17 protein-coding genes and 2 tRNA genes are annotated in these 21,904 nt (G+C 58.2%); 1 reads left to right on the top strand and 18 read right to left on the bottom strand.

Going from position 1 to position 21,904, the window contains the following annotated elements; genetic code table 11:
* Nucleotides 1-24 precede the first annotated feature (24 nt).
* The 11 genes from infB to rlmE form a co-directional block, all read right to left on the bottom strand.
* Complete coding sequence (gene infB, locus LIX91_RS12360) at nt 25-2,550, bottom strand: translation initiation factor IF-2 (RefSeq protein ID WP_003424545.1); 2,526 nt, start codon at nt 2,548-2,550, stop codon at nt 25-27.
* 27 nt (nt 2,551-2,577) lie between these two features.
* Entirely contained in the window at nt 2,578-4,059 is a 1,482-nt protein-coding gene (gene nusA, locus LIX91_RS12355) for a transcription termination factor NusA (protein WP_003340582.1), read from the bottom strand.
* Nucleotides 4,060-4,118: 59 nt separating this feature from the next.
* Nucleotides 4,119-4,577, bottom strand: a complete 459-nt coding sequence (gene rimP / locus LIX91_RS12350; RefSeq protein ID WP_002555126.1) for a ribosome maturation factor RimP — start codon at nt 4,575-4,577, stop codon at nt 4,119-4,121.
* 130 nt (nt 4,578-4,707) lie between these two features.
* Nucleotides 4,708-4,784 (bottom strand) — tRNA-Met (locus LIX91_RS12345).
* Between the two features lie 95 nt (nt 4,785-4,879).
* Nucleotides 4,880-4,965: transfer RNA gene (locus tag LIX91_RS12340), tRNA-Leu, on the bottom strand.
* 46 nt (nt 4,966-5,011) lie between these two features.
* Nucleotides 5,012-5,392, bottom strand: a complete 381-nt coding sequence (gene secG, locus LIX91_RS12335; protein ID WP_003313628.1) for a preprotein translocase subunit SecG — start codon at nt 5,390-5,392, stop codon at nt 5,012-5,014.
* A gap of 4 nt (nt 5,393-5,396) precedes the next feature.
* Entirely contained in the window at nt 5,397-6,152 is a 756-nt protein-coding gene (gene tpiA / locus LIX91_RS12330) for a triose-phosphate isomerase (protein ID WP_003400166.1), read from the bottom strand.
* A gap of 66 nt (nt 6,153-6,218) precedes the next feature.
* Nucleotides 6,219-7,562: a phosphoglucosamine mutase gene (gene glmM, locus LIX91_RS12325; RefSeq protein WP_003395197.1), complete on the bottom strand. Its 1,344-nt coding sequence runs from the start codon at nt 7,560-7,562 to the stop codon at nt 6,219-6,221.
* Between the two features lie 16 nt (nt 7,563-7,578).
* Nucleotides 7,579-8,430: a dihydropteroate synthase gene (folP, locus tag LIX91_RS12320; RefSeq protein WP_003418837.1), complete on the bottom strand. Its 852-nt coding sequence runs from the start codon at nt 8,428-8,430 to the stop codon at nt 7,579-7,581.
* An 8-nt stretch (nt 8,431-8,438) separates the two neighbouring features.
* Entirely contained in the window at nt 8,439-10,343 is a 1,905-nt protein-coding gene (gene ftsH / locus LIX91_RS12315; RefSeq protein ID WP_003313633.1) for an ATP-dependent zinc metalloprotease FtsH, read from the bottom strand.
* A gap of 193 nt (nt 10,344-10,536) precedes the next feature.
* Nucleotides 10,537-11,187: a 23S rRNA (uridine(2552)-2'-O)-methyltransferase RlmE gene (rlmE, locus tag LIX91_RS12310; protein WP_003313635.1), complete on the bottom strand. Its 651-nt coding sequence runs from the start codon at nt 11,185-11,187 to the stop codon at nt 10,537-10,539.
* Between the two features lie 103 nt (nt 11,188-11,290).
* Here rlmE and LIX91_RS12305 point away from each other — a divergent pair, with 103 nt between their 5' ends.
* A complete protein-coding gene (locus tag LIX91_RS12305; RefSeq protein ID WP_003418838.1) occupies nt 11,291-11,602 on the top strand; it encodes a YhbY family RNA-binding protein in 312 nt (103 codons plus the stop codon).
* Nucleotides 11,603-11,681: 79 nt separating this feature from the next.
* Here the strand turns inward: LIX91_RS12305 and greA are convergent, their stop codons facing one another.
* The 7 genes from greA to grpE form a co-directional block, all read right to left on the bottom strand.
* Complete coding sequence (greA, locus tag LIX91_RS12300; RefSeq protein ID WP_003418840.1) at nt 11,682-12,158, bottom strand: transcription elongation factor GreA; 477 nt, start codon at nt 12,156-12,158, stop codon at nt 11,682-11,684.
* Nucleotides 12,155-15,376, bottom strand: coding sequence for a carbamoyl-phosphate synthase large subunit (gene carB, locus LIX91_RS12295; protein WP_003340565.1), 3,222 nt, complete (start codon nt 15,374-15,376; stop codon nt 12,155-12,157). Before carB ends, greA begins: the two co-directional genes overlap by 4 nt.
* Before the next feature lie 136 nt (nt 15,377-15,512).
* Nucleotides 15,513-16,649, bottom strand: coding sequence for a glutamine-hydrolyzing carbamoyl-phosphate synthase small subunit (gene carA / locus LIX91_RS12290; RefSeq protein ID WP_003418841.1), 1,137 nt, complete (start codon nt 16,647-16,649; stop codon nt 15,513-15,515).
* A 216-nt stretch (nt 16,650-16,865) separates the two neighbouring features.
* The gene (gene dapB, locus LIX91_RS12285) at nt 16,866-17,669 is read right to left on the bottom strand and encodes a 4-hydroxy-tetrahydrodipicolinate reductase (protein WP_003418843.1); all 804 of its coding nucleotides are present in this window, start codon (nt 17,667-17,669) and stop codon (nt 16,866-16,868) included.
* A gap of 21 nt (nt 17,670-17,690) precedes the next feature.
* On the bottom strand, nt 17,691-18,833 hold the full coding sequence (gene dnaJ / locus LIX91_RS12280; RefSeq protein ID WP_003395180.1) for a molecular chaperone DnaJ: 1,143 nt from the start codon (nt 18,831-18,833) through the stop codon (nt 17,691-17,693).
* A 327-nt stretch (nt 18,834-19,160) separates the two neighbouring features.
* Nucleotides 19,161-21,077, bottom strand: a complete 1,917-nt coding sequence (dnaK, locus tag LIX91_RS12275) for a molecular chaperone DnaK (RefSeq protein WP_003418845.1) — start codon at nt 21,075-21,077, stop codon at nt 19,161-19,163.
* Nucleotides 21,078-21,188: 111 nt separating this feature from the next.
* Nucleotides 21,189-21,752, bottom strand: coding sequence for a nucleotide exchange factor GrpE (grpE, locus tag LIX91_RS12270; RefSeq protein WP_046269279.1), 564 nt, complete (start codon nt 21,750-21,752; stop codon nt 21,189-21,191).
* Between the last annotated feature and the right edge of the window lie 152 nt (nt 21,753-21,904).

The following is a 21,904-nucleotide window of genomic DNA, read 5'->3' as shown; positions in this document are numbered from 1 at the left end:
ACCATGACTCCTGAAGCTCGCGATTTAGAGGCTGCGAGCCACTTGGACCTTCTCGAAGACTTCGATCTTGTCACCGACCTTAACGTCGTTGTAGCTCTTGACGCCGATACCGCATTCCATGCCTGCACGTACTTCGGCAGCGTCGTCCTTGAAGCGGCGCAGGGATTCCAGCTCGCCTTCAAAGATAACGATGTCTTCGCGCAGAACACGAATCGGACGGTTACGGTAGACAGTGCCTTCCAGAACCATACACCCTGCGATCGCGCCGAATTTCGGCGAACGGAACACATCGCGGACTTCAGCGATACCCAGGATATTCTCCCGGACGTCGCTGCCAAGCATGCCGGTAAGGGCTTTCTTGACGTCTTCGATGATGTCGTAGATCACGTTGTAGTAACGCATGTCCAGACCTTCCTGCTCGACGATCTTGCGCGCGCCAGCATCGGCACGCACGTTGAAACCGAACAGTACAGCGTTGGAGGCCAGTGCCAGGTTGGCGTCGCTCTCGGTGATACCACCGACACCGCCACCGACCACGCGCACTTGCACTTCGTCGTTACCCAGGCCGTTCAAGGCGCCGTTCAACGCTTCGAGGGAACCGCGTACGTCAGATTTGAGGACGATGTTGAGCGTCTTCTTCTCTGCCTGACCCATGTTCTCGAAGATGTTTTCCAGCTTGCCAGCGTGAGCACGGGCCAGTTTGACTTCGCGGAACTTGCCTTGACGGAACAGAGCCACTTCACGGGCTTTCTTCTCGTCCGACAGCACGCTCATCTCGTCGCCAGCGTCCGGTGTACCGTCCAGGCCGAGGATCTCGACAGGGATGGAAGGACCTGCTTCTTTGACCGGCTTGCCGTTCTCGTCGAGCATGGCGCGGATGCGGCCGAAGTTCGAACCGACCAGAACCATGTCGCCCTGACGCAGCGTACCGTCCTGAACCAGAACAGTAGCGACCGGACCACGGCCTTTGTCCAGACGGGACTCGACAACAACACCACGACCAGGGGCCGACGGGGTTGCCTTGAGTTCCAGAACTTCGGCCTGCAGCAGAACAGCTTCCAGCAATTCGTCGACGCCAGTACCCATCTTCGCGGAGACCGAAACGAAAGGCGTATCACCGCCCCACTCTTCGGACGTCACGCCATGGACCGACAGCTCGCTGCGGATACGATCGAGGTCAGCACCAGGCTTGTCGATCTTGTTCACCGCAACAACCAGCGGAACGCCAGCCGCAACAGCATGCTGAACAGCTTCGATGGTCTGAGGCATCACGCCGTCGTCAGCTGCAACAACCAGAATCACGATATCCGTTGCCTTGGCACCGCGGGCACGCATGGCGGTAAACGCGGCGTGACCAGGGGTGTCGAGGAACGTGACCATGCCGCGTTCGGTTTCAACGTGGTAGGCACCGATGTGCTGGGTGATGCCGCCGGCTTCGCCAGCTGCAACCTTGGCACGACGGATGTAGTCGAGCAGCGAGGTCTTACCGTGGTCGACGTGGCCCATTACGGTCACAACCGGTGCACGGGAGAACGACTCACCTTCGAACTTCAGCGATTCGGCCAGGGAATCTTCCAGGGCGTTGTCGCTGACCAGCGTGACCTTGTGGCCCAGCTCTTCGGCGATCAACTGGGCAGTTTCCTGATCCAGTACCTGGTTGATGGTCACCGGGGTGCCCATCTTGAACATGAACTTGATGACTTCAGCAGCCTTGACCGACATCTGTGCCGACAATTCGCCGACAGTGATGGTCTCGCCAATGGCAACGTCACGGATGACCGGGCCGGTAGGGCTCTGGAAACCATGCGCGTTACGCTTCTTCAGCTTGCCCTTGCCACGACCACCACGACGGAAGCTGTCGCTTTCTTCGTCGGTAGTGCGAGGAGCAACGCGAGGGGCCGGAGCCTTCTCCTTGACCGAAGCGCGATGCGGAGCGTTTTTACGCTCGCCGTCGCCGCCACGGGCGTTGCGGTCGTCAGCACGAGGCTTGTCAGGGCGACGTTGTTCGTCACGCTTGCGAGCATCGGCAGAAGGCGCTGCGCTGGCCGGTGCCGGAGCAGCGGCTGGCGATGCTTCACGCACAGGCTCGGCGGCAGCAACAGGCTCGGCAGCAGCCGAAGCTGGCTGGCTTGCAGCAGGCTGATTGCGCGCATCTTCTTCAGCGCGACGCTTGGCTTCTTCTTCAGCCTTTTGACGAGCGGCATTTTCTACCGCACGGCGTTCGTCCATCTCGCGCTTGCGCTCGGCTTCGATCTCTTCCGGGCTACGCTGCACAAAGACTTTCTTCTTGCGCACTTCAACGCTGATGCTCTTGCTGCCAGCAACGCGCAGGGTGCTGGTGGTCTTGCGCTGCAAGGTAATCTTGCGAGGCTCTTCCACCTTGGCCTTGTGACCGCTTTTCAGGTGCGTCAACAAGGCTTGTTTTTCGTTATCGGTCACAACTTGCTCGGCGGCGGTGTGCGGCAGACCTGCCTCACGCATCTGCTGTAACAGGCGCTCTACCGGTGTGTCGACCACTTTGGCCAGTTCTTTCACCGTGACTTGCGTCATGCACTTCTCTCCTCAGGCCGCGCCCAATTACTCGAACCAGTGGGCTCGGGCGGCCATGATCAACTTGCCGGCACGATCATCGTCAATGCCGTCGATGTCGAGCAGGTCATCTATAGACTGCTCGGCCAGGTCTTCGCGGGTAATTACGCCGCGCACCGCCAGTTCCATCGCCAAATCCTTGTCCATACCCTCAAGCGAGAGCAGGTCTTCGGCCGGATGGGCGTCTGCCAGCTTTTCCTCTGTAGCGATGGCTTTAGTCAACAAACGATCCTTGGCACGAGCGCGAAGCTCGTTGACGATGTCTTCGTCAAAGCCGTCGATGTTGAGCATTTCTTCCAACGGTACGTAGGCAATCTCTTCCAGGCTGGTGAAGCCTTCATCAACCAGCACCTGTGCCAATTCTTCATCGACTTCGAGTTCTTCGATGAAATTGCGCAGGATGTCACCGGTTTCAGCTTGCTGCTTGGCCTGGATGTCCGATTCGGTCATTACGTTCAGGGTCCAGCCAGTCAGTTGACTTGCCAGACGCACGTTCTGACCGCCACGACCAATAGCCTGGGCCAGGTTGTCCGCTCCCACTGCGATATCCATTGCATGCGCGTCTTCATCTACGATGATTGCCGCTACTTCTGCAGGGGACATTGCATTGATCACAAACTGCGCCGGGTTATCGTCCCAAAGAACGATATCCACACGCTCGCCACCCAGCTCGCCGGAAACAGCCTGAACTCGCGAACCGCGCATGCCGATACAGGCACCTTGCGGGTCGATTCGTTTATCCTTGGAGCGAACAGCGATTTTCGCACGAGAACCCGGGTCACGGGAGGCAGCCATCACCTCGATGAGACCTTCGGCAATTTCCGGCACTTCAATGCGGAAAAGCTCGATCAGCATCTCTGGCGCAGTACGCGACAGGATCAGCTGAGGGCCACGGTTTTCGGTGCGAATTTCCTTCAGCAGAGCACGGACGCGAACACCGACCCGGAAAGTTTCCCGGGAAATGATGTCTTCACGAGCCAGCAAGGCTTCGGCATTGTTACCCAGGTCAACGATGACATTGTCACGTGTAACCTTTTTAACAGTACCAGAAATGATTTCACCCAGACGCTCGCGGTAGGCGTCGACTACCTGAGCACGCTCGGCTTCGCGAACTTTCTGCACAATGACTTGCTTGGCGGTTTGCGCAGCGATACGACCGAATTCGATGGAATCGATTTTTTCTTCGATCAGGTCGCCGGCAACAGCACCCGGCTTTTTCGCCTGGGCCTGATCCACAGCCAATTCGTAAGCAGGATCGTCCAGATCTTCGTCTTCGACAACTGTCCAGCGACGGAAAGTCTCGTAGTTGCCTGTCTGGCGATTGATCTCTACACGCAGTTCTACTTCATCTTCAAAACGTTTCTTGGTAGCAGTGGCCAGAGCCAGCTCCAGCGCTTCAAAAATGACACTTGCCGGAACGCCCTTTTCATTGGACACCGACTCAACAACCAGCAGTACTTCTTTGCTCATCGTACGCCTCGCCTTTCGCAAGCCATTGGATCCGCGGGATCCGCAGTAACCGGCACGTCTCAGTCAAACGTGGGAATAATGTTGGCCTTGTCGATCATGTCGATCGGCAACAGGAACTCATGGTCTTCAACCTGCACCACGACATCCTGCTCCTCCACCCCGCGGAGAAGGCCTTGAAAGTTGCGTCGACCTTCGAAAGGTGAACGCAGCTTTATTTTCACTTGTTCCCCGGCGTACGAAGCAAACTGCTCAATAGTGAACAGCGGGCGCTCCATGCCAGGAGAAGATACTTCGAGGGTGTACTCGGTGCTGATTGGATCTTCTACGTCCAGCACACCGCTGATCTGGCGACTGACGATTGCACAGTCGTCGACCAGAACGCCCCCTTCCTTGTCGATATAAATGCGCAGCACCGAATGCTTGCCCTGGGAACTGAAATCGATTCCCCAGCATTGGTAGCCAAGGGCCACGACCACTGGGGCCAACAAGTCCTGCAACTGTTCTAGCTTGCTCGACACCTGAACCCCCTCGTGCATGCTTTAGAAATAAAAAAATGGGCAAAAGCCCATCCCTGAAAACGCCGCTGAACATCGACGTCATGTACTGTCCAGCTAACAAAAAGCCCCTTAAAAGGGGCTCCGCTAAAACTGGTTGCGGGGGCTGGATTTGAACCAACGACCTTCGGGTTATGAGCCCGACGAGCTACCAAACTGCTCCACCCCGCGACAAAGCTGGGGCGGAAGTATACGACCGATCCATTGCTGGGTCAATCCAACATCCACCTACAAGAAAGCCCGCTAGTGCGGGCTCTCCTGTTAATTGGTACCGAGAAGGGGACTCGAACCCCTACACCCTATGGGCACAACCACCTCAAGGTTGCGTGTCTACCAATTCCACCACCTCGGCATTACAACTCTTTTTGGCGACCTCACGAACATCGCCGAATTCTGTATTACTTCTTCTCTGGGGCTTGAGGTACGTCAGCTGGAACAGCGGCTGGCTTTTGCCCTTCGAGAACCGGTACATCATCTGCTGCCGGCTTTTGCTTCACTTCCAGTACTGCAGGGTCTGGCAAACCTACTTGAGTCAGCTGTTGAGCTTTCTCTTTAGCAAAGTAACCTAACCCCAAGCTGGTTATGAAAAAACATGCCGCAAGTATAGCAGTAAACTTACTGAGAAAGGTAGAGGTTCCTTGACCTCCGAAGACAGTATTTGATGCACCTGCTCCGAACGACGCGCCTGCGTCGGCACCTTTACCCTGCTGCAGCAATACCAGAGCGACAACGCCCAGAGCGCCCAACAGGTGAAAAACGATTACGACTGTTTCCAGCATTTTTTCAGTTTCCCGCGGCGCGACAGATCGCACCGAACTCATCTGCATTCAGGGAAGCTCCACCAATGAGCCCCCCATCGATATCCGGCATGCTGAAGAGCTCGACCGCATTGGCCGCCTTCACGCTGCCGCCATAGAGAAGTCGCACGCCTTGTGCGACTTCGGCATTCTCTTTTGCCAGTTGCGCACGGATGGCTGCGTGCACTTCCTGCGCTTCCTGAGGCGAAGCAGTCAATCCGGTGCCAATGGCCCAGACCGGCTCGTAGGCAATGACGGCGTTGACCAGTGCATTGACGCCAAACTCGGCGATGACACTGTCCAGCTGACGCCCTACCACTTCAAGCGTTTGCCCCGCCTTGCGCTCTTCCAGGGTTTCACCTACGCAAAGCACAGGTGTCAGACCTTTCGCCTGGATCGCCGCAAACTTCTTGTTCAGAACATCATCCTGTTCGCCAATCAACTGACGACGCTCGGAGTGCCCGACAAGTACCAGCTTGCAACCTGCATCAGCCAGCTGGCTCGATGCAACTTCACCCGTCAGCGCGCCCTGCTCAGCCTGAATGGCTGCATCCTGCGCACCAACGATGATCGACGTTGCCTTGAGCCCTTCGACCACCTGACAGGTAAACAGACTGGGAGGCATCACGGCGATATCGACGCTGCCTGGCAACGACTGCTTGCACAAACCCTCGATCAGCTCAGCGACGCTGGCGCGGGTACCGTGCATTTTCCAGTTACCAGCTACCATTGGGCGACGCATGCTACACCTCGTGGGTCAAAGTGGGCGCAGATGTTACCCAACAGTTCAGACACTGGCAAGCCGAAATCAGGCGCAAACTTCAGTAACCAGTTTTGCGAGTTCTTCGGCGTACGCCCTGACCTGCGTTTCGTCCTCGCCTTCGACCATGACGCGCACCAACGGCTCGGTACCCGATTTGCGCAGCAGCACCCTGCCACGCCCGGCCATCTGCTCGGTGACGCGGGCGCAGGCCTCCTGGACCGACGGATGCGAAACCGGGTCTACACCCGACCCGGCGAAGCGCACGTTGATCAGGATCTGCGGGCACTTACGCAATTTCAGACGCGCCTCGGCCAGGCTTACACCGCTGCGGCGCAGAGCCAATATCACCTGCAGTGAGGCAATAATCGCATCACCGGTGGTGGCGTGCTGGAAACAGACGATATGACCGGAGTTTTCGCCGCCAATCTGCCAGTTGCGCTCGAGCAGCTCGGCGATCACGTAGCGGTCGCCGACATTGGCCCGAACAAAAGGAATGCCCTGCTCGGCCAGGGCCAGTTCAAGCCCCAGGTTGCTCATCAGTGTGCCGACGACGCCGCCCTGCAAGCGACCCCGCTCATGCAGGTCGCGGGCGATGATGTAAAGCAATTCGTCGCCATCGACGATGGTCCCGGTGTGATCGACCATCAACACACGGTCGCCGTCACCGTCGAAACCGATGCCCATGTCCGCATGCTCGGCAAGCACGGCCGCCTGCAGGGCTTCCATGTGCGTGGAGCCACAGTCCTTGTTGATATTGAGCCCGTCAGGTTGCGCGGAAAGCACCACGACCTGCGCGCCCAGCTCACGAAATACGTTGGGCGCCACCTTGTAGGTCGCACCGTGGGCACAGTCGATGACGACCTTGAGGCCGGCGAAGTCGGTGCTGGTAGGCACGCTGCTTTTGCAGAATTCGATGTAACGCCCGGCCGCATCGTTGATACGCGAGACCTTGCCGAGGTTCTCGGACTCGGCCACGGTCATCGGTGCGTCGAGCAGCTCTTCGATCATCATTTCGATCTCGTCAGGCAGCTTGGTGCCCTGACCGGAGAAGAACTTGATGCCGTTGTCGTAGTGCGGGTTATGCGAGGCGCTGATGACGATGCCAGCCTCGGCATGGAAGGTACGTGTCAGGTAGGCGATGGCCGGTGTCGGCATCGGGCCCAGCAAGAGAACGTCAGCGCCCGCAGCGGAGAGGCCGGCCTCGAGGGCAGACTCGAACATGTAGCCGGAGATGCGCGTGTCCTTGCCAACGAGAATCCGGCAGGCGCCCATCTTGCGGAAAGCCATGCCGGCGGCCCAACCCAGTTTCAGCATGAACTCGGGAGTGATCGGGAATTGCCCTACACGACCGCGAATGCCGTCGGTTCCGAAATATTTTCTGGTAGTCATGGATGCCCCACTGTTGTTATTCAGCTGCTTCGACAGCTGCGATCATGCGCACCACGTCAGCCGTTTCGGCGACATCATGCACACGTAGAATTCTTGCCCCTTTGGCCATCGCCAGAACCGCCAGGGCGAGCCCGCCGGACAGACGCTGGTCGACGGGACGCCCCAGCACAGCACCGATCATGCTCTTGCGCGAAACACCCACCAGCAAAGGGCGGCCGAGCACATGCAGCGCTTCCATATGCTTGAACAGGCTCAGATTGTGCTCCAGTGTCTTGGCAAAGCCAAAGCCCGGATCAAGAATGATCTGCTGCTGACCGATGCCTGCAGCGACGCACTGCTTCATGCGCTCAGCCAGGAAGGCACAGACCTCGCCCACCAGGTCATCGTAGTGCGGGTCATTCTGCATGGTTCCCGGCTCGCCCAGCATATGCATGAGACAGACCGGCAAACCGGTGCTTGCGGCCGCCTCAAGCGCGCCTGGGCGCTGCAGCGAGCGAACGTCGTTAATGAGCCCGGCACCCAGGCCAGCCGTCGCCAGCATGACCTCAGGCGTGGAGGTATCGACCGAGATGATCACATCCAGCTCGCGCGCGATGACCTCGACCAGCGGGGCCACACGTTCGACCTCTTCCGACGCAGAGACAGGACGCGCGCCTGGACGCGTTGACTCGCCACCGATATCGATAAGCGTCGCGCCAGCCTGCACCATTGCCTCGGCGTGACGCAGCGCCGCATCGAGCTGGCTGTAGCGGCCGCCATCGGAAAATGAGTCCGGGGTTGCGTTGAGGATGCCCATCACGTGCGTATGGGCCAAATCAAGAACCCGGTTGCCGCAAGGCAACCGGGTTGGGTACAGCGCAGATGTCATGTCAGACCTTAGTGCTCGGCAGCAGGGCCGCCAATCGGAGTTTCCGGACGAGGGTCAGGCGTGATCGGAGTACCGTTGGTACCCGAACCTCCACCCCAGTCACGCGGCTCACGCGGAGTACGACCGGTCATGATGTCGTCGATCTGGTCGGCATCAATGGTTTCATACTTCATCAGCGCGTCGGCCATCGCTTCCAGCTTGTCGCGATTATCCGTCAACAGCTGCTTGGCGGTGCCGTAGCAGTGGTCGATGATGCTGCGCACTTCGGAGTCGATAAGCTTGGCAGTATCGCCGGAAACACTGGAGTTCTGGCTTCCGCCGCGACCCAGGTAACCTGCATCTTCGTCTTCCGAGTACATCAGCGGGCCGAGCTTTTCAGACAGCCCCCACTTGGTGACCATGTTCCGGGCGATCTGGCTGGCACGCATGATGTCATTGGAGGCACCGGTTGTGACGCCATCGAAGCCCAGGGTCATTTCTTCCGCAATACGACCACCGTACAGCGAGCAGATCTGGCTGATCAACGCACGCTTGGACAGGCTGTAACGGTCTTCTTCCGGCAGGAACATCGTCACACCCAACGCACGACCGCGCGGGATGATGGAGACCTTGTAGACCGGATCATGCTCTGGCACCAGACGACCAACGATAGCGTGACCCGCCTCGTGGTAAGCCGTGTTGCGCTTTTCCTTATCGGACATGACCATCGATTTGCGCTCGGCGCCCATCATGATCTTGTCCTTGGCCAGTTCGAACTCTTTCATCTCTACAACGCGCTTGCCGGAGCGAGCAGCGAACAGCGACGCTTCGTTGACCAGGTTGGCCAGGTCCGCACCGGAGAAGCCCGGCGTACCGCGAGCGATAACGCCCGGGTTGACGTCTTCGCCCATCGGCACTTTGCGCATGTGAACCTTGAGGATCTGCTCACGGCCACGAATGTCCGGCAGACCTACAACTACCTGGCGGTCGAAACGACCTGGACGCAGCAGAGCCGGATCCAGTACGTCAGGGCGGTTGGTTGCGGCAATGACGATGATGCCGTCATTCATTTCAAAACCGTCCATCTCGACCAGCAACTGGTTGAGTGTCTGCTCGCGCTCGTCATGACCACCGCCCATGCCGGCGCCACGATGGCGACCGACCGCGTCGATTTCGTCGATGAAGATGATGCATGGCGCGTGTTTCTTGGCTTGCTCGAACATGTCGCGAACGCGGCTCGCACCAACACCCACGAACATTTCGACAAAGTCGGAACCGGAAATCGTGAAGAACGGGACCTTCGCTTCGCCGGCAATGGCCTTGGCAATCAGCGTCTTACCAGTACCTGGAGGGCCAACCATCAGCACGCCGCGCGGGATACGACCGCCCAGGCGCTGGAACTTGCCCGGATCGCGGAGGAATTCGACCAGCTCGCCGACTTCTTCCTTGGCTTCGTCGCAACCGGCAACGTCAGCCAAGGTCGTCTTGACCTGATCTTCTGACAACAGACGCGCCTTGCTCTTGCCGAAGCTCATCGGGCCGCCCTTGCCGCCCGCCCCGCCCTGCATCTGGCGCATGAAGAACATGAACACCGCGATGATCACCAGTATCGGGAAGCTGGCCACCAGCAACTGGGTCCAGATGCTCTGCTGCTCAGGCTGCTTGCCTTCGATCACGACGTTGTTGCTGACCAGATCACCGATCAGGCCATTGTCCGGGATGTTCGGGCGGATGGTCTTGAAGGTGTCGCCATCGCTGCGCTTGCCCGTAATGACGTAGCCGTCGACAGAAACCTTCTCGACCTTGCCATCCTTGACCTGCTGGATGAACTCGGAATAGTTGAGGTTCTGCGGCTCGTTCGGGCTGGAGAAGTTGTTCATCACCGTCACAAGGACAGCCGCGATGATCAACCACAGGATCAAATTCTTTGCCATATCGTTCAATTAGCTACCCTCTGAAGCAAGCTCCACGCAGCAAGCGTGCCTCGCATGATATTCACCGGCCTAACTTACTACAGAACCTACAGATACGGCAGACACCGTCTGTAACCCTTTGTGAAACTTTGACAACATAATGTTCAGTCATGCTGCATCGGTAACGCCATTTGAAAAAAGCTATCGCGCCTTGTCAAAAACGTTCGATGCTGGCCGCGCCATCAATGCCGCGAAAGCCGCGAGCCAGCAGGTATTGCTCGCGTGACCTGTCGCGGGACGACGACGGCTTGCGCATCTGCACCTTGTCGAACAGCTTGCGGATATCCTTGTGGTAGACATCGAAGCCTTCACCCTGGAAGACCTTGATCAGAAAATCGCCACCGGGACGCAGTACCCGACCAGCAAGATCGAGCGCCAATTCGCAGAGAAACATTGCACGCGGCATATCTACAGCGCTCAATCCACTCATATTGGGGGCCATATCGGAAATCACAAGGTCTACCTGCGTATTACCGACTGCCTCGAGGATCTGCTCAAGAATCGCATCCTCGGTAAAATCCCCCTGAATGAAGGTCACATCGGGGATGCTGTCCATTTCAAGGATGTCGGAAGCGATCAGACGACCTTGACCGCCGATCAGACGACTGGTCACCTGCGACCAGCCTCCCGGTGCTGCGCCGAGATCGATCACAGTCATGCCCGGGCGGATGAGTTTGTCCTTTTCCTGGATCTCGAGCAGCTTGTAACTGGCACGCGAACGGTAACCGTCCTTCTGCGCCATTTTGACGTACTTGTCGTCGAAGTGTTCTTTGAGCCAGTTATGGCTTGTCTTGGAACGGGCCACGGGGCACCTCAAAAATAAACGAGTCGTGATTAACTGGGCGGTCCCGGACTCGCTCGGGTAAACTGGCCGCCGCTTTTAAAAGATCAGACGCAGAGGTCAGATTATGCCGCTCACTCCAGAGCAGAAGAAACAATACAAATCCATTGGCCACCATCTGAAACCGGTATTGATCGTGGCTGACAATGGTTTGACTGAAGGTGTACTTGCAGAGCTTGAACGCGCACTGAGCGATCATGAGCTGATCAAGATCAAGCTCAACATCCTCGACCGCGAAAGCCGTATCGGTGCCATCGCAGAACTGTGCAAGGCCGGTTCTGCCGACCTGGTTCAGGTCATCGGCAAAATGGCGTTGATCTATCGCAAGAACCCAAAGGTAAACAAGCAACTGTCCAACGTCCACCGCGCACACGGATAAAAACAGAAGTCAGGGCCGCCAAAAGCGCGCCCTGACTCTTTTTTGCCGCCGAAAGCGCCCGTAAAAACGGGCGCCAGCATCAGATATGACGCACTTCGATGATTTCGTACTCGATCACGCCACTCGGCGTCTTCACGACGACGACATCACCCTCTTCCTTGGCAATCAAGGCACGGGCAATGGGCGAACCCACTGAAATCTTGCCTTTCTTGATATCCGCTTCGTCCTCACCCACGATCTGATAGACCACGCTTTCGTCAGTCTCGACGTTGGCGATTTCGACCGTCGTACCGAAAATCACCTTGCCGGTGTGCGGAATAGTCGTGACGTCGATGATCACAGCGTTCTGCATGCGGCCTTCGATATCACGAATACGCGCTTCGACCATCCCCTGCTGCTCGCGGGCAGCATGGTATTCGGCGTTTTCCTTGAGGTCGCCCAGCTCGCGCGCAGTACCGATGTCCTGGCTCAACTTGGGACGAATCACCTTGGTCAGGTGGGTCAGCTCTTCTTCCAGGGCGCGAGCGCCCTGGACGGTCATTGGGTATTTGATCATGCCTTCAATCCTGCATGGAGATCCTGCAAACGACGTACGGTCTTCTCCGGACCGAACTTGAGCGCTTCACAGATCGCTTCGCCTGCTGCAATGGTAGTGGTGCAGTAAATCTTGTGCTGCAGGGCGTTGCGACGGATGGAGTAGGAATCCGCGATCGACTGGCGACCTTCGGTGGTGTTGATGATCAGAGTGACTTCGTCGTTCTTGATCATGTCGACCACATGCGGACGGCCTTCGGTCACCTTGTTGACGCGACGCACTTTCAGGCCTGCCGCTTCGATCAGCTTGGCGGTGCCTGCGGTGGCAACGATCTCGAAACCAAGATTGATGAGGTCACGAGCGACCGCTTCAACCAGAGGCTTGTCATCGTCACGTACGCTGATGAACGCGGTACCGCCAGTCGGCAGCACTTCGCTCGCGCCCATCTGGGCCTTGGCAAACGCTTCACCGAAGGTATCACCCACACCCATCACTTCACCGGTCGATTTCATTTCCGGGCCGAGGATCGGGTCAACGCCAGGGAATTTGGCAAACGGGAACACGGCCTCTTTCACGCTGTAGAAGTTCGGAATGATTTCCTTGGTGAAGTTCAGCTCTTTCAGGGTTTTGCCTGCCATCACGCGGGCAGCGATCATCGCCAGGGAAACACCGATGCACTTGGAAACGAACGGCACGGTACGCGATGCGCGCGGGTTGACTTCAATGACATAGATGTCTTCGCCCTGAAGCGCCAGCTGCACGTTCATCAGGCCGACAACGCCCAGTTCCAGCGCCATCTTCTTGACCTGCTCGCGCATCTCGTCCTGGATATGAGCCGGCAGCGAGTAAGGCGGCAGCGAACATGCGGAATCACCGGAGTGAACACCCGCCTGCTCGATGTGCTGCATGATCGCGCCAATAACCACGTCAGTACCGTCGCAGACCGCATCGACGTCCATCTCGATTGCGCAGTTCAGGAAGTGGTCCAGCAGCACCGGGCTGTCGTTGGACACCTGAACGGCTTCGCGCAGGTAACGCTTGAGTTCGTCTTCCTGGTAAACGATTTCCATCGCACGGCCACCCAGTACATAGGACGGACGCACAACCAGTGGATAACCGATCTTCGCTGCGGCACGAATCGCTTCGTCTTCGCTGCGCACAGTGGCGTTTGGCGGCTGACGCAGGTTCAGACGCTCGACCATGTGCTGGAAGCGCTCGCGGTCTTCGGCACGGTCGATGGCATCAGGGCTGGTACCGATGATCGGCACGCCGGCGGCTTCAAGAGCACGGGCCAGTTTCAGAGGCGTCTGGCCACCGTACTGGACGATCACACCTTTCGGCTTCTCGACACGGACGATTTCCAGCACGTCTTCCAGGGTGACAGGCTCGAAGTACAGACGGTCCGAGGTGTCGTAGTCGGTGGAGACGGTTTCCGGGTTGCAGTTGACCATGATGGTCTCGTAACCGTCTTCACGCAGTGCCAGCGCGGCGTGCACGCAGCAGTAATCGAACTCGATACCCTGGCCGATGCGGTTCGGGCCGCCACCCAGGATCATGATCTTGTCACGCGTCGACGGGTTGGCTTCGCACTCTTCCTCGTAGGTCGAGTACAGGTACGCGGTGTCGGTTGCGAACTCGGCTGCGCAGGTGTCGACGCGCTTGTAGACCGGGAACACTTCGAGCTTGTGACGATGCGTCCGCAGGTTCTTCTCGGTAACGCCCAGCAGTTTGGCCAGACGCGCGTCGGAGAAGCCCTTGCGCTTGAGACGGAACATGACGTCACGGTCGATTGCCGACAGACCCAGGGTCTTGATCTTCTCTTCGTCCTTGATCAGGTCTTCGATCTGCACCAGGAACCAAGGGTCGATCATGTTCATGGCGAAGATTTCTTCGACCGTCATGCCGGCGCGGAAGGCGTCGGCGACGTACCAGATACGCTCGGCGCCCGGCACGGTCAGCTCGCGCTTGAGCGTGCTCATGCTTTCCGGATGGCTCAGGTCCAGCTTCGGATCAAGACCGCACACGCCGACTTCCAGGCCGCGCAGGGCTTTCTGCAGGGATTCCTGGAAGGTACGGCCGATGGCCATGACTTCACCGACCGACTTCATCTGAGTGGTCAGACGCGCATCGGCCTTGGCGAATTTCTCGAAGGCAAAGCGCGGCAGCTTGGTGACGACGTAGTCGATCGACGGTTCGAACGATGCCGGGGTCTTGCCGCCAGTGATTTCGTTCGACAGCTCGTCAAGGGTGTAGCCCACGGCCAGCTTGGCGGCAACGCGGGCGATCGGGAAGCCGGTCGCCTTGGAGGCCAGCGCCGAGGAGCGCGATACACGCGGGTTCATCTCGATCACGACCATGCGGCCGGTGTTCGGGCAGATGCCGAACTGAACGTTGGAACCACCGGTTTCAACGCCGATCTCGCGCAGTACTGCCAGCGAGGCATTACGCAGGATCTGGTATTCCTTGTCGGTCAGGGTCTGTGCCGGCGCTACGGTGATCGAGTCACCAGTGTGCACACCCATCGGGTCGAAGTTCTCGATCGAGCAGACGATGATGCAGTTGTCCTTTTTGTCGCGGACAACTTCCATTTCGTACTCTTTCCAGCCGATCAGCGATTCGTCGATCAGCAATTCCTTGGTTGGCGACAGGTCCAGACCACGGGCGCAGATTTCCTCGAACTCTTCACGGTTGTAAGCGATACCGCCGCCGGTGCCACCCATGGTGAACGACGGACGGATGATGCAAGGGAAGCCGAGCTTTTCAAGCACCGCGTTGGCTTCTTCCATGCTGTGCGCGATGCCGGAGCGCGGGCACGCCAGGCCGATGGACTTCATCGCCTTGTCGAAGCGCGAACGGTCTTCAGCCTTGTCGATGGTGTCAGCGTTGGCGCCGATCATTTCAACACCGAACTTCTCCAGAACACCTTCGCGCTCCAGATCCAGTGCGCAGTTCAGAGCCGTCTGGCCACCCATGGTCGGCAGGAGTGCGTCAGGACGCTCTTTTTCGATGATCTTGGCAACGGTCTGCCACTTGATCGGCTCGATGTAGGTGGCGTCAGCCATGGCCGGGTCGGTCATGATGGTGGCCGGGTTGGAGTTCACCAGGATGACGCGGTAACCCTCCTCACGCAGAGCCTTGCAGGCCTGGGCGCCGGAGTAATCGAATTCACAGGCCTGGCCGATCACGATGGGGCCGGCGCCGAGAATCAGGATGCTTTTAATATCTGTACGTTTTGGCATGGGTTGTCACTCAAATCCGCAGGTCAGTCGGCAAGCCGTCTTGAACATTTGTCTGAGGTGGCCTGGGCGGCAGCGACCGGACACTGAGTCCGGGGCCGCCCTGGGCACCTGCGTATTACAGTCTCAAGGCAACCGGTCAGCGGCGCTTGGCCATGGCTTCGATAAAGCGATCGAACAAAGGCGCGACGTCGTTCGGGCCCGGACTCGCTTCAGGGTGACCCTGGAAGCTGAATGCGCTCTTGTCGGTCAGTTCGATACCCTGCAGGGTGCCGTCGAACAGCGACTTGTGAATGGCGCGAACGTTGCTCGGCAGGGTTGCCTCATCCACCGCAAAACCGTGGTTCTGGCTGGTGATCATGACCACACCGGTGTCCAGATCCTGGACCGGGTGGTTGGCACCGTGGTGGCCGTGGCCCATCTTCACGGTCTTGGCACCCGCAGCCAACGCCAGAAGCTGATGGCCGAGGCAGATGCCGAACACCGGAATGTCGGTTTCCAGCACTTCCCTGATCGCCTTGATGGCGTAGTCGCACGGCTCCGGGTCACCAGGGCCGTTGGACAGGAAAACGCCGTCCGGCTTGTAGGCGAGCACTTCACTGGCAGGCATTTGCGCTGGCACCACGGTTACGCGGCAACCGCGCTCGACCAGCATGCGCAGGATGTTGACCTTGACGCCATAATCGTAGGCGACCACGTGATAAGGCAGCTCGGAGGCGGCGATTTCAGGATGGCTGTCGGTTTTCAGATCCCAGACGCTGGAACGCCACTCGTAGGTGTCCTTGGTGCAGACTTCCTTGGCCAGGTCCATGCCCTTGAGGCCCGGGAAGCTGCGGGCAGCGGCGATGGCCGCCTCTTCGGTGATGTTATCGCCGGCCAGGATGCAGCCGTTCTGGGCGCCTTTCTCACGCAGGATGCGGGTCAGGCGGCGCGTGTCGATGCCAGCGATGGCAACGACGTTATTGGCTTTCAGGTAATCACCGAGGGACAGCTTGTTACGCCAGTTGCTGGCTACCAGAGGCAGGTCGCGAATGACCAGGCCGGCGGACCAGACGCGATCAGACTCTGCGTCTTCAGGAGTGGTGCCGGTGTTGCCGATATGCGGGTAAGTCAGGGTAACGATCTGCTGGGCGTAGGAAGGATCGGTAAGAATTTCCTGATAGCCTGTCATTGCGGTGTTGAACACCACCTCACCAACGGTCTGACCGTCGGCTCCAATGGCTTCGCCGCGAAAAATGCTGCCATCAGCAAGGGCGAGTATGGCTGGCTTAGTCAAGAAGACCTCCCGTAAATAAAACCTGAAAGGGCGATCGCAGGCTGCAAAAAAGCGGAATGACGTAGTTACGTCACCCCGCTTTCTTATGGAATCATCTGCGCGCTTTTAGTGGACACACTAAAGCTGTAGCTTACAGAAAAGGCCCATTTTGGTCTACCACCAATGGGCCTGAAATGCGGGAAAATGCGACAGGGCCACGAATGGCCCTGTATGAAATCAATGCAGACCCAACACATCCTGCATGTCGTAAAGCCCTGGCGCCTTGCCGTCGAGCCACATTGCAGCCCGAACGGCACCCTTGGCGAAGGTCATGCGACTGGACGCCTTGTGCGTTATCTCGACCCGCTCACCGTCCGCTGCGAACAGCACGGTGTGGTCGCCCACCACATCACCGGCACGAATGGTCGCAAACCCGATGGTCTGACGATCACGCGCGCCGGTCTGGCCTTCACGACCGTAGACCGCGACTTTTTCCAGATCGCGACCCAGCGCATTGGCAACCACTTCACCCATACGCAAGGCGGTGCCGGACGGCGCATCGACCTTGTGCCGATGGTGCGCCTCGGTAATTTCGATATCGACCTCATCACCCAGAACGCGCGCAGCGGTGTCGAGCAGCTTCAGACACAGATTCACACCAACGCTGAAATTGGCAGCAAAGACGATCGGAATGTCTTTACCCGCCTCTTCCAGACGCTGCTTTTCTTCCGCGCTGAAACCGGTGGTACCGATAATCATCGCCTTGCCTGCCTTGCGACAGAACGCCAGATTTTTTAGCGTCACCGAAGGATGAGTAAAGTCGATCAGAACGTCGAACTCGTCCGCCACCTTTGCCAGATCACCTGACAGCGGCACACCGATACGACCCAGCGCAGCCAGTTCGCCCGCATCAGCGCCTACCAGCGTGCTGTCAGGACGATCGATAGCGGCGGTCAGCCCGGCGCCAAGCGCCTGCTGAACCGCCTCTATCAAGGTCTTGCCCATACGCCCGGCGGCGCCTACTACAGCAATACGTCGCATGCCCTGCTCCCGTTGATAGCCTTACAGATCGCCGAAGAAACGCTTCACACCCTCAAACCAGCCACTGGCTTTCGGAGAGTGGGACTCGTCGTTTTCAAGCGAGGTGCGGAACTCTTCAAGCAGCTCGCGCTGGCGCTTGCTCAGGTTGACCGGGGTTTCGACTGCAACGCGGCACATCAAGTCACCGGCACCGCCGCCACGCACTGGAGCGACGCCCTTGCCACGCAAGCGGAACTGCTTGCCGGTCTGGGTACCTTCGGGGATTTTCAGTTTGACGCGACCGTCCAGCGTCGGCACTTCAAGCTCGCCGCCCAGCGCTGCATCGGTAAAGCTGATAGGCACTTCGCAGAACAGGTGCTTGCCGTCACGCTGGAAGATCGCGTGTTCGCGCACATTGATCACGACATACAGGTCGCCGGTCGGACCACCCTGGGTACCCGCCTCGCCTTCGCCGGACAGGCGAATGCGGTCACCGGTATCGACACCTGGCGGCACTTTGACGGAAAGCGTCTTGGACTCTTCGACGCGGCCTTCGCCATGGCAGGAGTCGCACGGATCGGAAATGATCTTGCCGTGGCCGTGGCAGCGCGGACAGGTTTGCTGCACAGAGAAGAAACCCTGCTGCATGCGCACCTGACCAATGCCGCCGCACGTAGGGCATGTGACCGGCGAAGAACCTTTCTTGGCACCGCTGCCGTCGCACGGCTTGCAGTTGACCAGCGTCGGAACGCGGATATTCACGTTAGTACCGCGAACCGCCTCCTCCAGATTCAGCTCCAGCGTATAGCGCAGGTCGCTGCCACGCTGAGCGCCGCCACGACCACCGCCGCCACCGGCACGGCCGCCACCAAAGAAGTCGCTGAACACATCGCCGAAGATATCGGAGAAGTTGGCGCCACCGGCACCGCCACCAAAACCACCGCCGCCACCCATGCTCGGGTCGACACCGGCATGGCCATACTGATCGTAGGCCGCGCGCTTGCTGGCGTCGGAAAGCACTTCGTAGGCTTCGTTGGCCTCTTTGAACAGCTCTTCCGATGCTTTGTCATCAGGGTTGCGGTCAGGGTGATGCTTCATCGCCAGACGGCGATAAGCCTTCTTCAGATCCGCCTCGCTGGAGCCTCGCTCCACTCCCAACACTTCGTAATAATCACGCTTTGCCATAATTCTTCCGCACTCTTGAGGACGTTCGGCGAAGGCTCTCCTGAGCCGCACCAAACTCGTTGAGCCCCATACAGGCCCGGACCCAACTCACGTCGATTCAACGATCCTGGTCTTCGTTCAGCAGCCAGATGCATCCGGCCGAGAAAGCGGCAGAATGATTCGCCACGCAGGAGCGTCGCGATCTTGCCACGTGGCGTGCGGAGCAACTCCACACGCCGAAATTTTTGCTTGTTCCAGACACGCCAACGCGGGAGCAAGCTCCCGCGCGGCGACATCCTACCAGTCAGCGCTCGAAAGAGGTCAACCGGCTTTCAAGTGAGCCTGCGCTTACTTGTGGTCTTTTACTTCTTCAAACTCGGCGTCGACCACATCGTCAGCCTTGGCAGTTTCTTCAGCTGGCTTGGCCGCAGCGTCCGGGTTTTCAGCCTGCTCGGCGTACATCTTCTGAGCGATTGGCGCGGAAACCTTCGACAGCTCTTCGACCTTGGCTTCAATGGCAGCCTTGTCGTCGCCTTTGATAGCGGCTTCCAGAGCAACCAGTGCAGCTTCTACCGCAGTCTTCTCTTCAGCGGTGACCTTGTCACCCGCGTCAGCGATCATCTTGCGAGTCGAGTGGACCAGCGCATCACCCTGGTTACGGGCAGAGGCCAGCTCTTCGAACTTGCGATCTTCTTCGGAGTTGACTTCAGCATCGCGAACCATCTGCTGAATTTCTTCCTCGGACAGACCGGAGTTGGCCTTGATCACGATGGACTGCTGCTTGCCGGTGGCCTTGTCTTTCGCGCCAACGTGCAGGATGCCGTTTGCGTCGATGTCGAAGGTCACTTCGATCTGTGGCACGCCACGTGGAGCAGGTGGAATCTCGGCCAGGTCGAACTTGCCCAGCGACTTGTTCTGACCGGCTTGCTTACGCTCACCCTGCAGGACGTGGATGGTTACCGCGTTCTGGTTGTCATCGGCAGTCGAGAACACCTGGGATTTCTTGGTAGGAATCGTGGTGTTTTTCTCGATCAGCGCAGTCATCACGCCGCCCATGGTTTCGATACCCAGGGTCAGCGGGCTGACGTCCAGCAGCAGAACGTCTTTGACATCACCGGCCAGGACTGCGCCCTGAATGGCAGCACCCATGGCAACGGCTTCGTCCGGGTTGACGTCTTTACGTGCTTCTTTGCCGAAAAACTCGGTCACCAGCTTCTGAACCAGCGGCATACGCGTCTGACCACCGACCAGAATCACGTCGTTGATCTTGCTGATATCGATACCCGCGTCTTTCAACGCCATGCGGCAAGGCTCGATAGTGCGCTGAACCAGGTCTTCAACCAGCGATTCCAGCTTGGAGCGGGAGATCTTGACTACCAGGTGCTTAGGACCGGTTGCGTCTGCAGTGATGTACGGCAGGTTGACTTCGGTCTGGGTGCTGGAAGACAGCTCGATCTTGGCTTTTTCAGCAGCCTCTTTCAGGCGCTGCATGGCCAGCGGGTCACCCTTGAGGCTCATGCCGCTTTCTTTCTTGAATTCGTCGACGAAGTAGTCGATCAGACGAATGTCGAAGTCTTCACCACCCAGGAACGTGTCGCCGTTGGTGGCCAACACTTCGAACTGGTGCTCGCCATCGACTTCAGCGATCTCGATGACCGAGACGTCAAAGGTACCGCCACCCAGGTCATAAACGATGACAGTGTGGTCGCCCTTGGCCTTGTCCATACCGTAAGCCAGCGCGGCTGCGGTAGGTTCGTTGATGATTCGCTTGACGTCCAGACCGGCGATACGGCCAGCGTCCTTGGTAGCCTGACGCTGACTGTCGTTGAAGTAGGCCGGAACGGTGATGACCGCTTCGGTAACCGCTTCGCCGAGGTAGTCTTCGGCAGTCTTCTTCATTTTCTTCAGGATTTCAGCGGAAATCTGAGGAGGCGCCATTTTCTGGCCATTCACTTCAACCCAGGCGTCACCGTTGTCAGCCTTGACGATCTTGTAAGGGACCATCTGGATGTCTTTCTGAACGACATCCTCTTCGAACTTGCGACCGATCAGACGCTTCACCGCGTACAGCGTGTTGTGCGGGTTGGTGACCGCCTGACGCTTGGCGGATTGACCGACCAGGATCTCGTTATCGTTTGCATAAGCGATGATCGAAGGCGTAGTACGAGTACCTTCGGCGTTCTCGATAACCTTGACGTTACCGTTTTCCAGAATGGAGACGCAGGAGTTGGTAGTCCCCAGGTCGATACCGATAATTCTGCCCATCTTTGACTCTCCCGAAACTTGCAAAACTTGGATTTGGTTGCCGCCAGTGCGTTTACACCGTGCGGTAGCTCTTAAACGCTTGACCTTTAAATGGGGGCCTTACAGCTGATTTCAAGCCTGCTCGTTGATTGACGGCGTTGCAGGCGATGGTGCCTTGCTGACCACGACCATGGCCGGGCGCAACAGGCGACCATTAAGCTGATAACCCTTTTGAAATACCTTGAGCACCGTGTTGGGCTCAACGTCGGCACTTTCCTGCATGGCCATCGCCTGGTGCTGGTCGGCACTGAAGGGTTGGCCGTGCGGATCGATGGCTTCCAGCTGATAACGCTTGAGGGTGTCCTGGAACATCTTCAAGGTCAGCTCGATGCCTTCACGCATAGGGCGAATGCTTTCATCTTCCGGACTGGACAGATCAAGGCCTCGCTCCAGACTGTCGATGATCGGCAACAGATCACCGGCAAATTTTTCCAGCGCAAACTTGTGCGCCTTTTCAACATCCTGTTCGGCACGGCGGCGGACATTCTGCAGATCCGCAGCCACCCGAAGGGATTGGTCCTGCGCAGCAGCCAGTTGCTCTTCGAGCACCTGCACGCGGGTTGTCAGTTCATCACCCGTGCCCGCCTCGGCAGCCTGATCCTGAGCCTGCGCATCCAGATTCTGTTCGTCAGCCATACATCTTCTCCTCTAAAAACGTCCGCGATCCCGATTCGCGCTTCTGCCCACCTATATGGGATCGGATTTTCCGGCTTCAAGGGTTTCGTGTGATCGAGATACGCATTCCCTGACAAATAATCCGTATTCCGGCCCTACAAAAAATGGCGCAT

Origin of the sequence: Pseudomonas sp. B20 (assembly GCF_020515755.1) — a bacterium.
In the GTDB taxonomy this organism is placed as follows: Bacteria; Pseudomonadota; Gammaproteobacteria; order Pseudomonadales; family Pseudomonadaceae; genus Aquipseudomonas; species Aquipseudomonas syringae.
The sequence above is the reverse complement of the archived record's forward strand: the minus strand, read 5'-3'. Positions and strand labels throughout refer to the sequence as shown.

What these genes read in the sequence shown, in the direction of transcription:
- secG (WP_003313628.1), bottom strand. Translation starts at nt 5,392, where the DNA reads ATGCTGGAAACAGTCGTAATCGTTTTTCACCTGTTGGGCGCTCTGGGC.
- LIX91_RS12305 (WP_003418838.1), top strand. Translation starts at nt 11,291, where the DNA reads ATGCCGCTCACTCCAGAGCAGAAGAAACAATACAAATCCATTGGCCAC.
- grpE (WP_046269279.1), bottom strand. Translation starts at nt 21,752, where the DNA reads ATGGCTGACGAACAGAATCTGGATGCGCAGGCTCAGGATCAGGCTGCC.
- folP (WP_003418837.1), bottom strand. Translation starts at nt 8,430, where the DNA reads ATGACATCTGCGCTGTACCCAACCCGGTTGCCTTGCGGCAACCGGGTT.
- dapB (WP_003418843.1), bottom strand. Translation starts at nt 17,669, where the DNA reads ATGCGACGTATTGCTGTAGTAGGCGCCGCCGGGCGTATGGGCAAGACC.
- tpiA (WP_003400166.1), bottom strand. Translation starts at nt 6,152, where the DNA reads ATGCGTCGCCCAATGGTAGCTGGTAACTGGAAAATGCACGGTACCCGC.
- greA (WP_003418840.1), bottom strand. Translation starts at nt 12,158, where the DNA reads ATGATCAAATACCCAATGACCGTCCAGGGCGCTCGCGCCCTGGAAGAA.
- glmM (WP_003395197.1), bottom strand. Translation starts at nt 7,562, where the DNA reads ATGACTACCAGAAAATATTTCGGAACCGACGGCATTCGCGGTCGTGTA.
- ftsH (WP_003313633.1), bottom strand. Translation starts at nt 10,343, where the DNA reads ATGGCAAAGAATTTGATCCTGTGGTTGATCATCGCGGCTGTCCTTGTG.
- nusA (WP_003340582.1), bottom strand. Translation starts at nt 4,059, where the DNA reads ATGAGCAAAGAAGTACTGCTGGTTGTTGAGTCGGTGTCCAATGAAAAG.
- dnaK (WP_003418845.1), bottom strand. Translation starts at nt 21,077, where the DNA reads ATGGGCAGAATTATCGGTATCGACCTGGGGACTACCAACTCCTGCGTC.
- dnaJ (WP_003395180.1), bottom strand. Translation starts at nt 18,833, where the DNA reads ATGGCAAAGCGTGATTATTACGAAGTGTTGGGAGTGGAGCGAGGCTCC.
- carB (WP_003340565.1), bottom strand. Translation starts at nt 15,376, where the DNA reads ATGCCAAAACGTACAGATATTAAAAGCATCCTGATTCTCGGCGCCGGC.
- infB (WP_003424545.1), bottom strand. Translation starts at nt 2,550, where the DNA reads ATGACGCAAGTCACGGTGAAAGAACTGGCCAAAGTGGTCGACACACCG.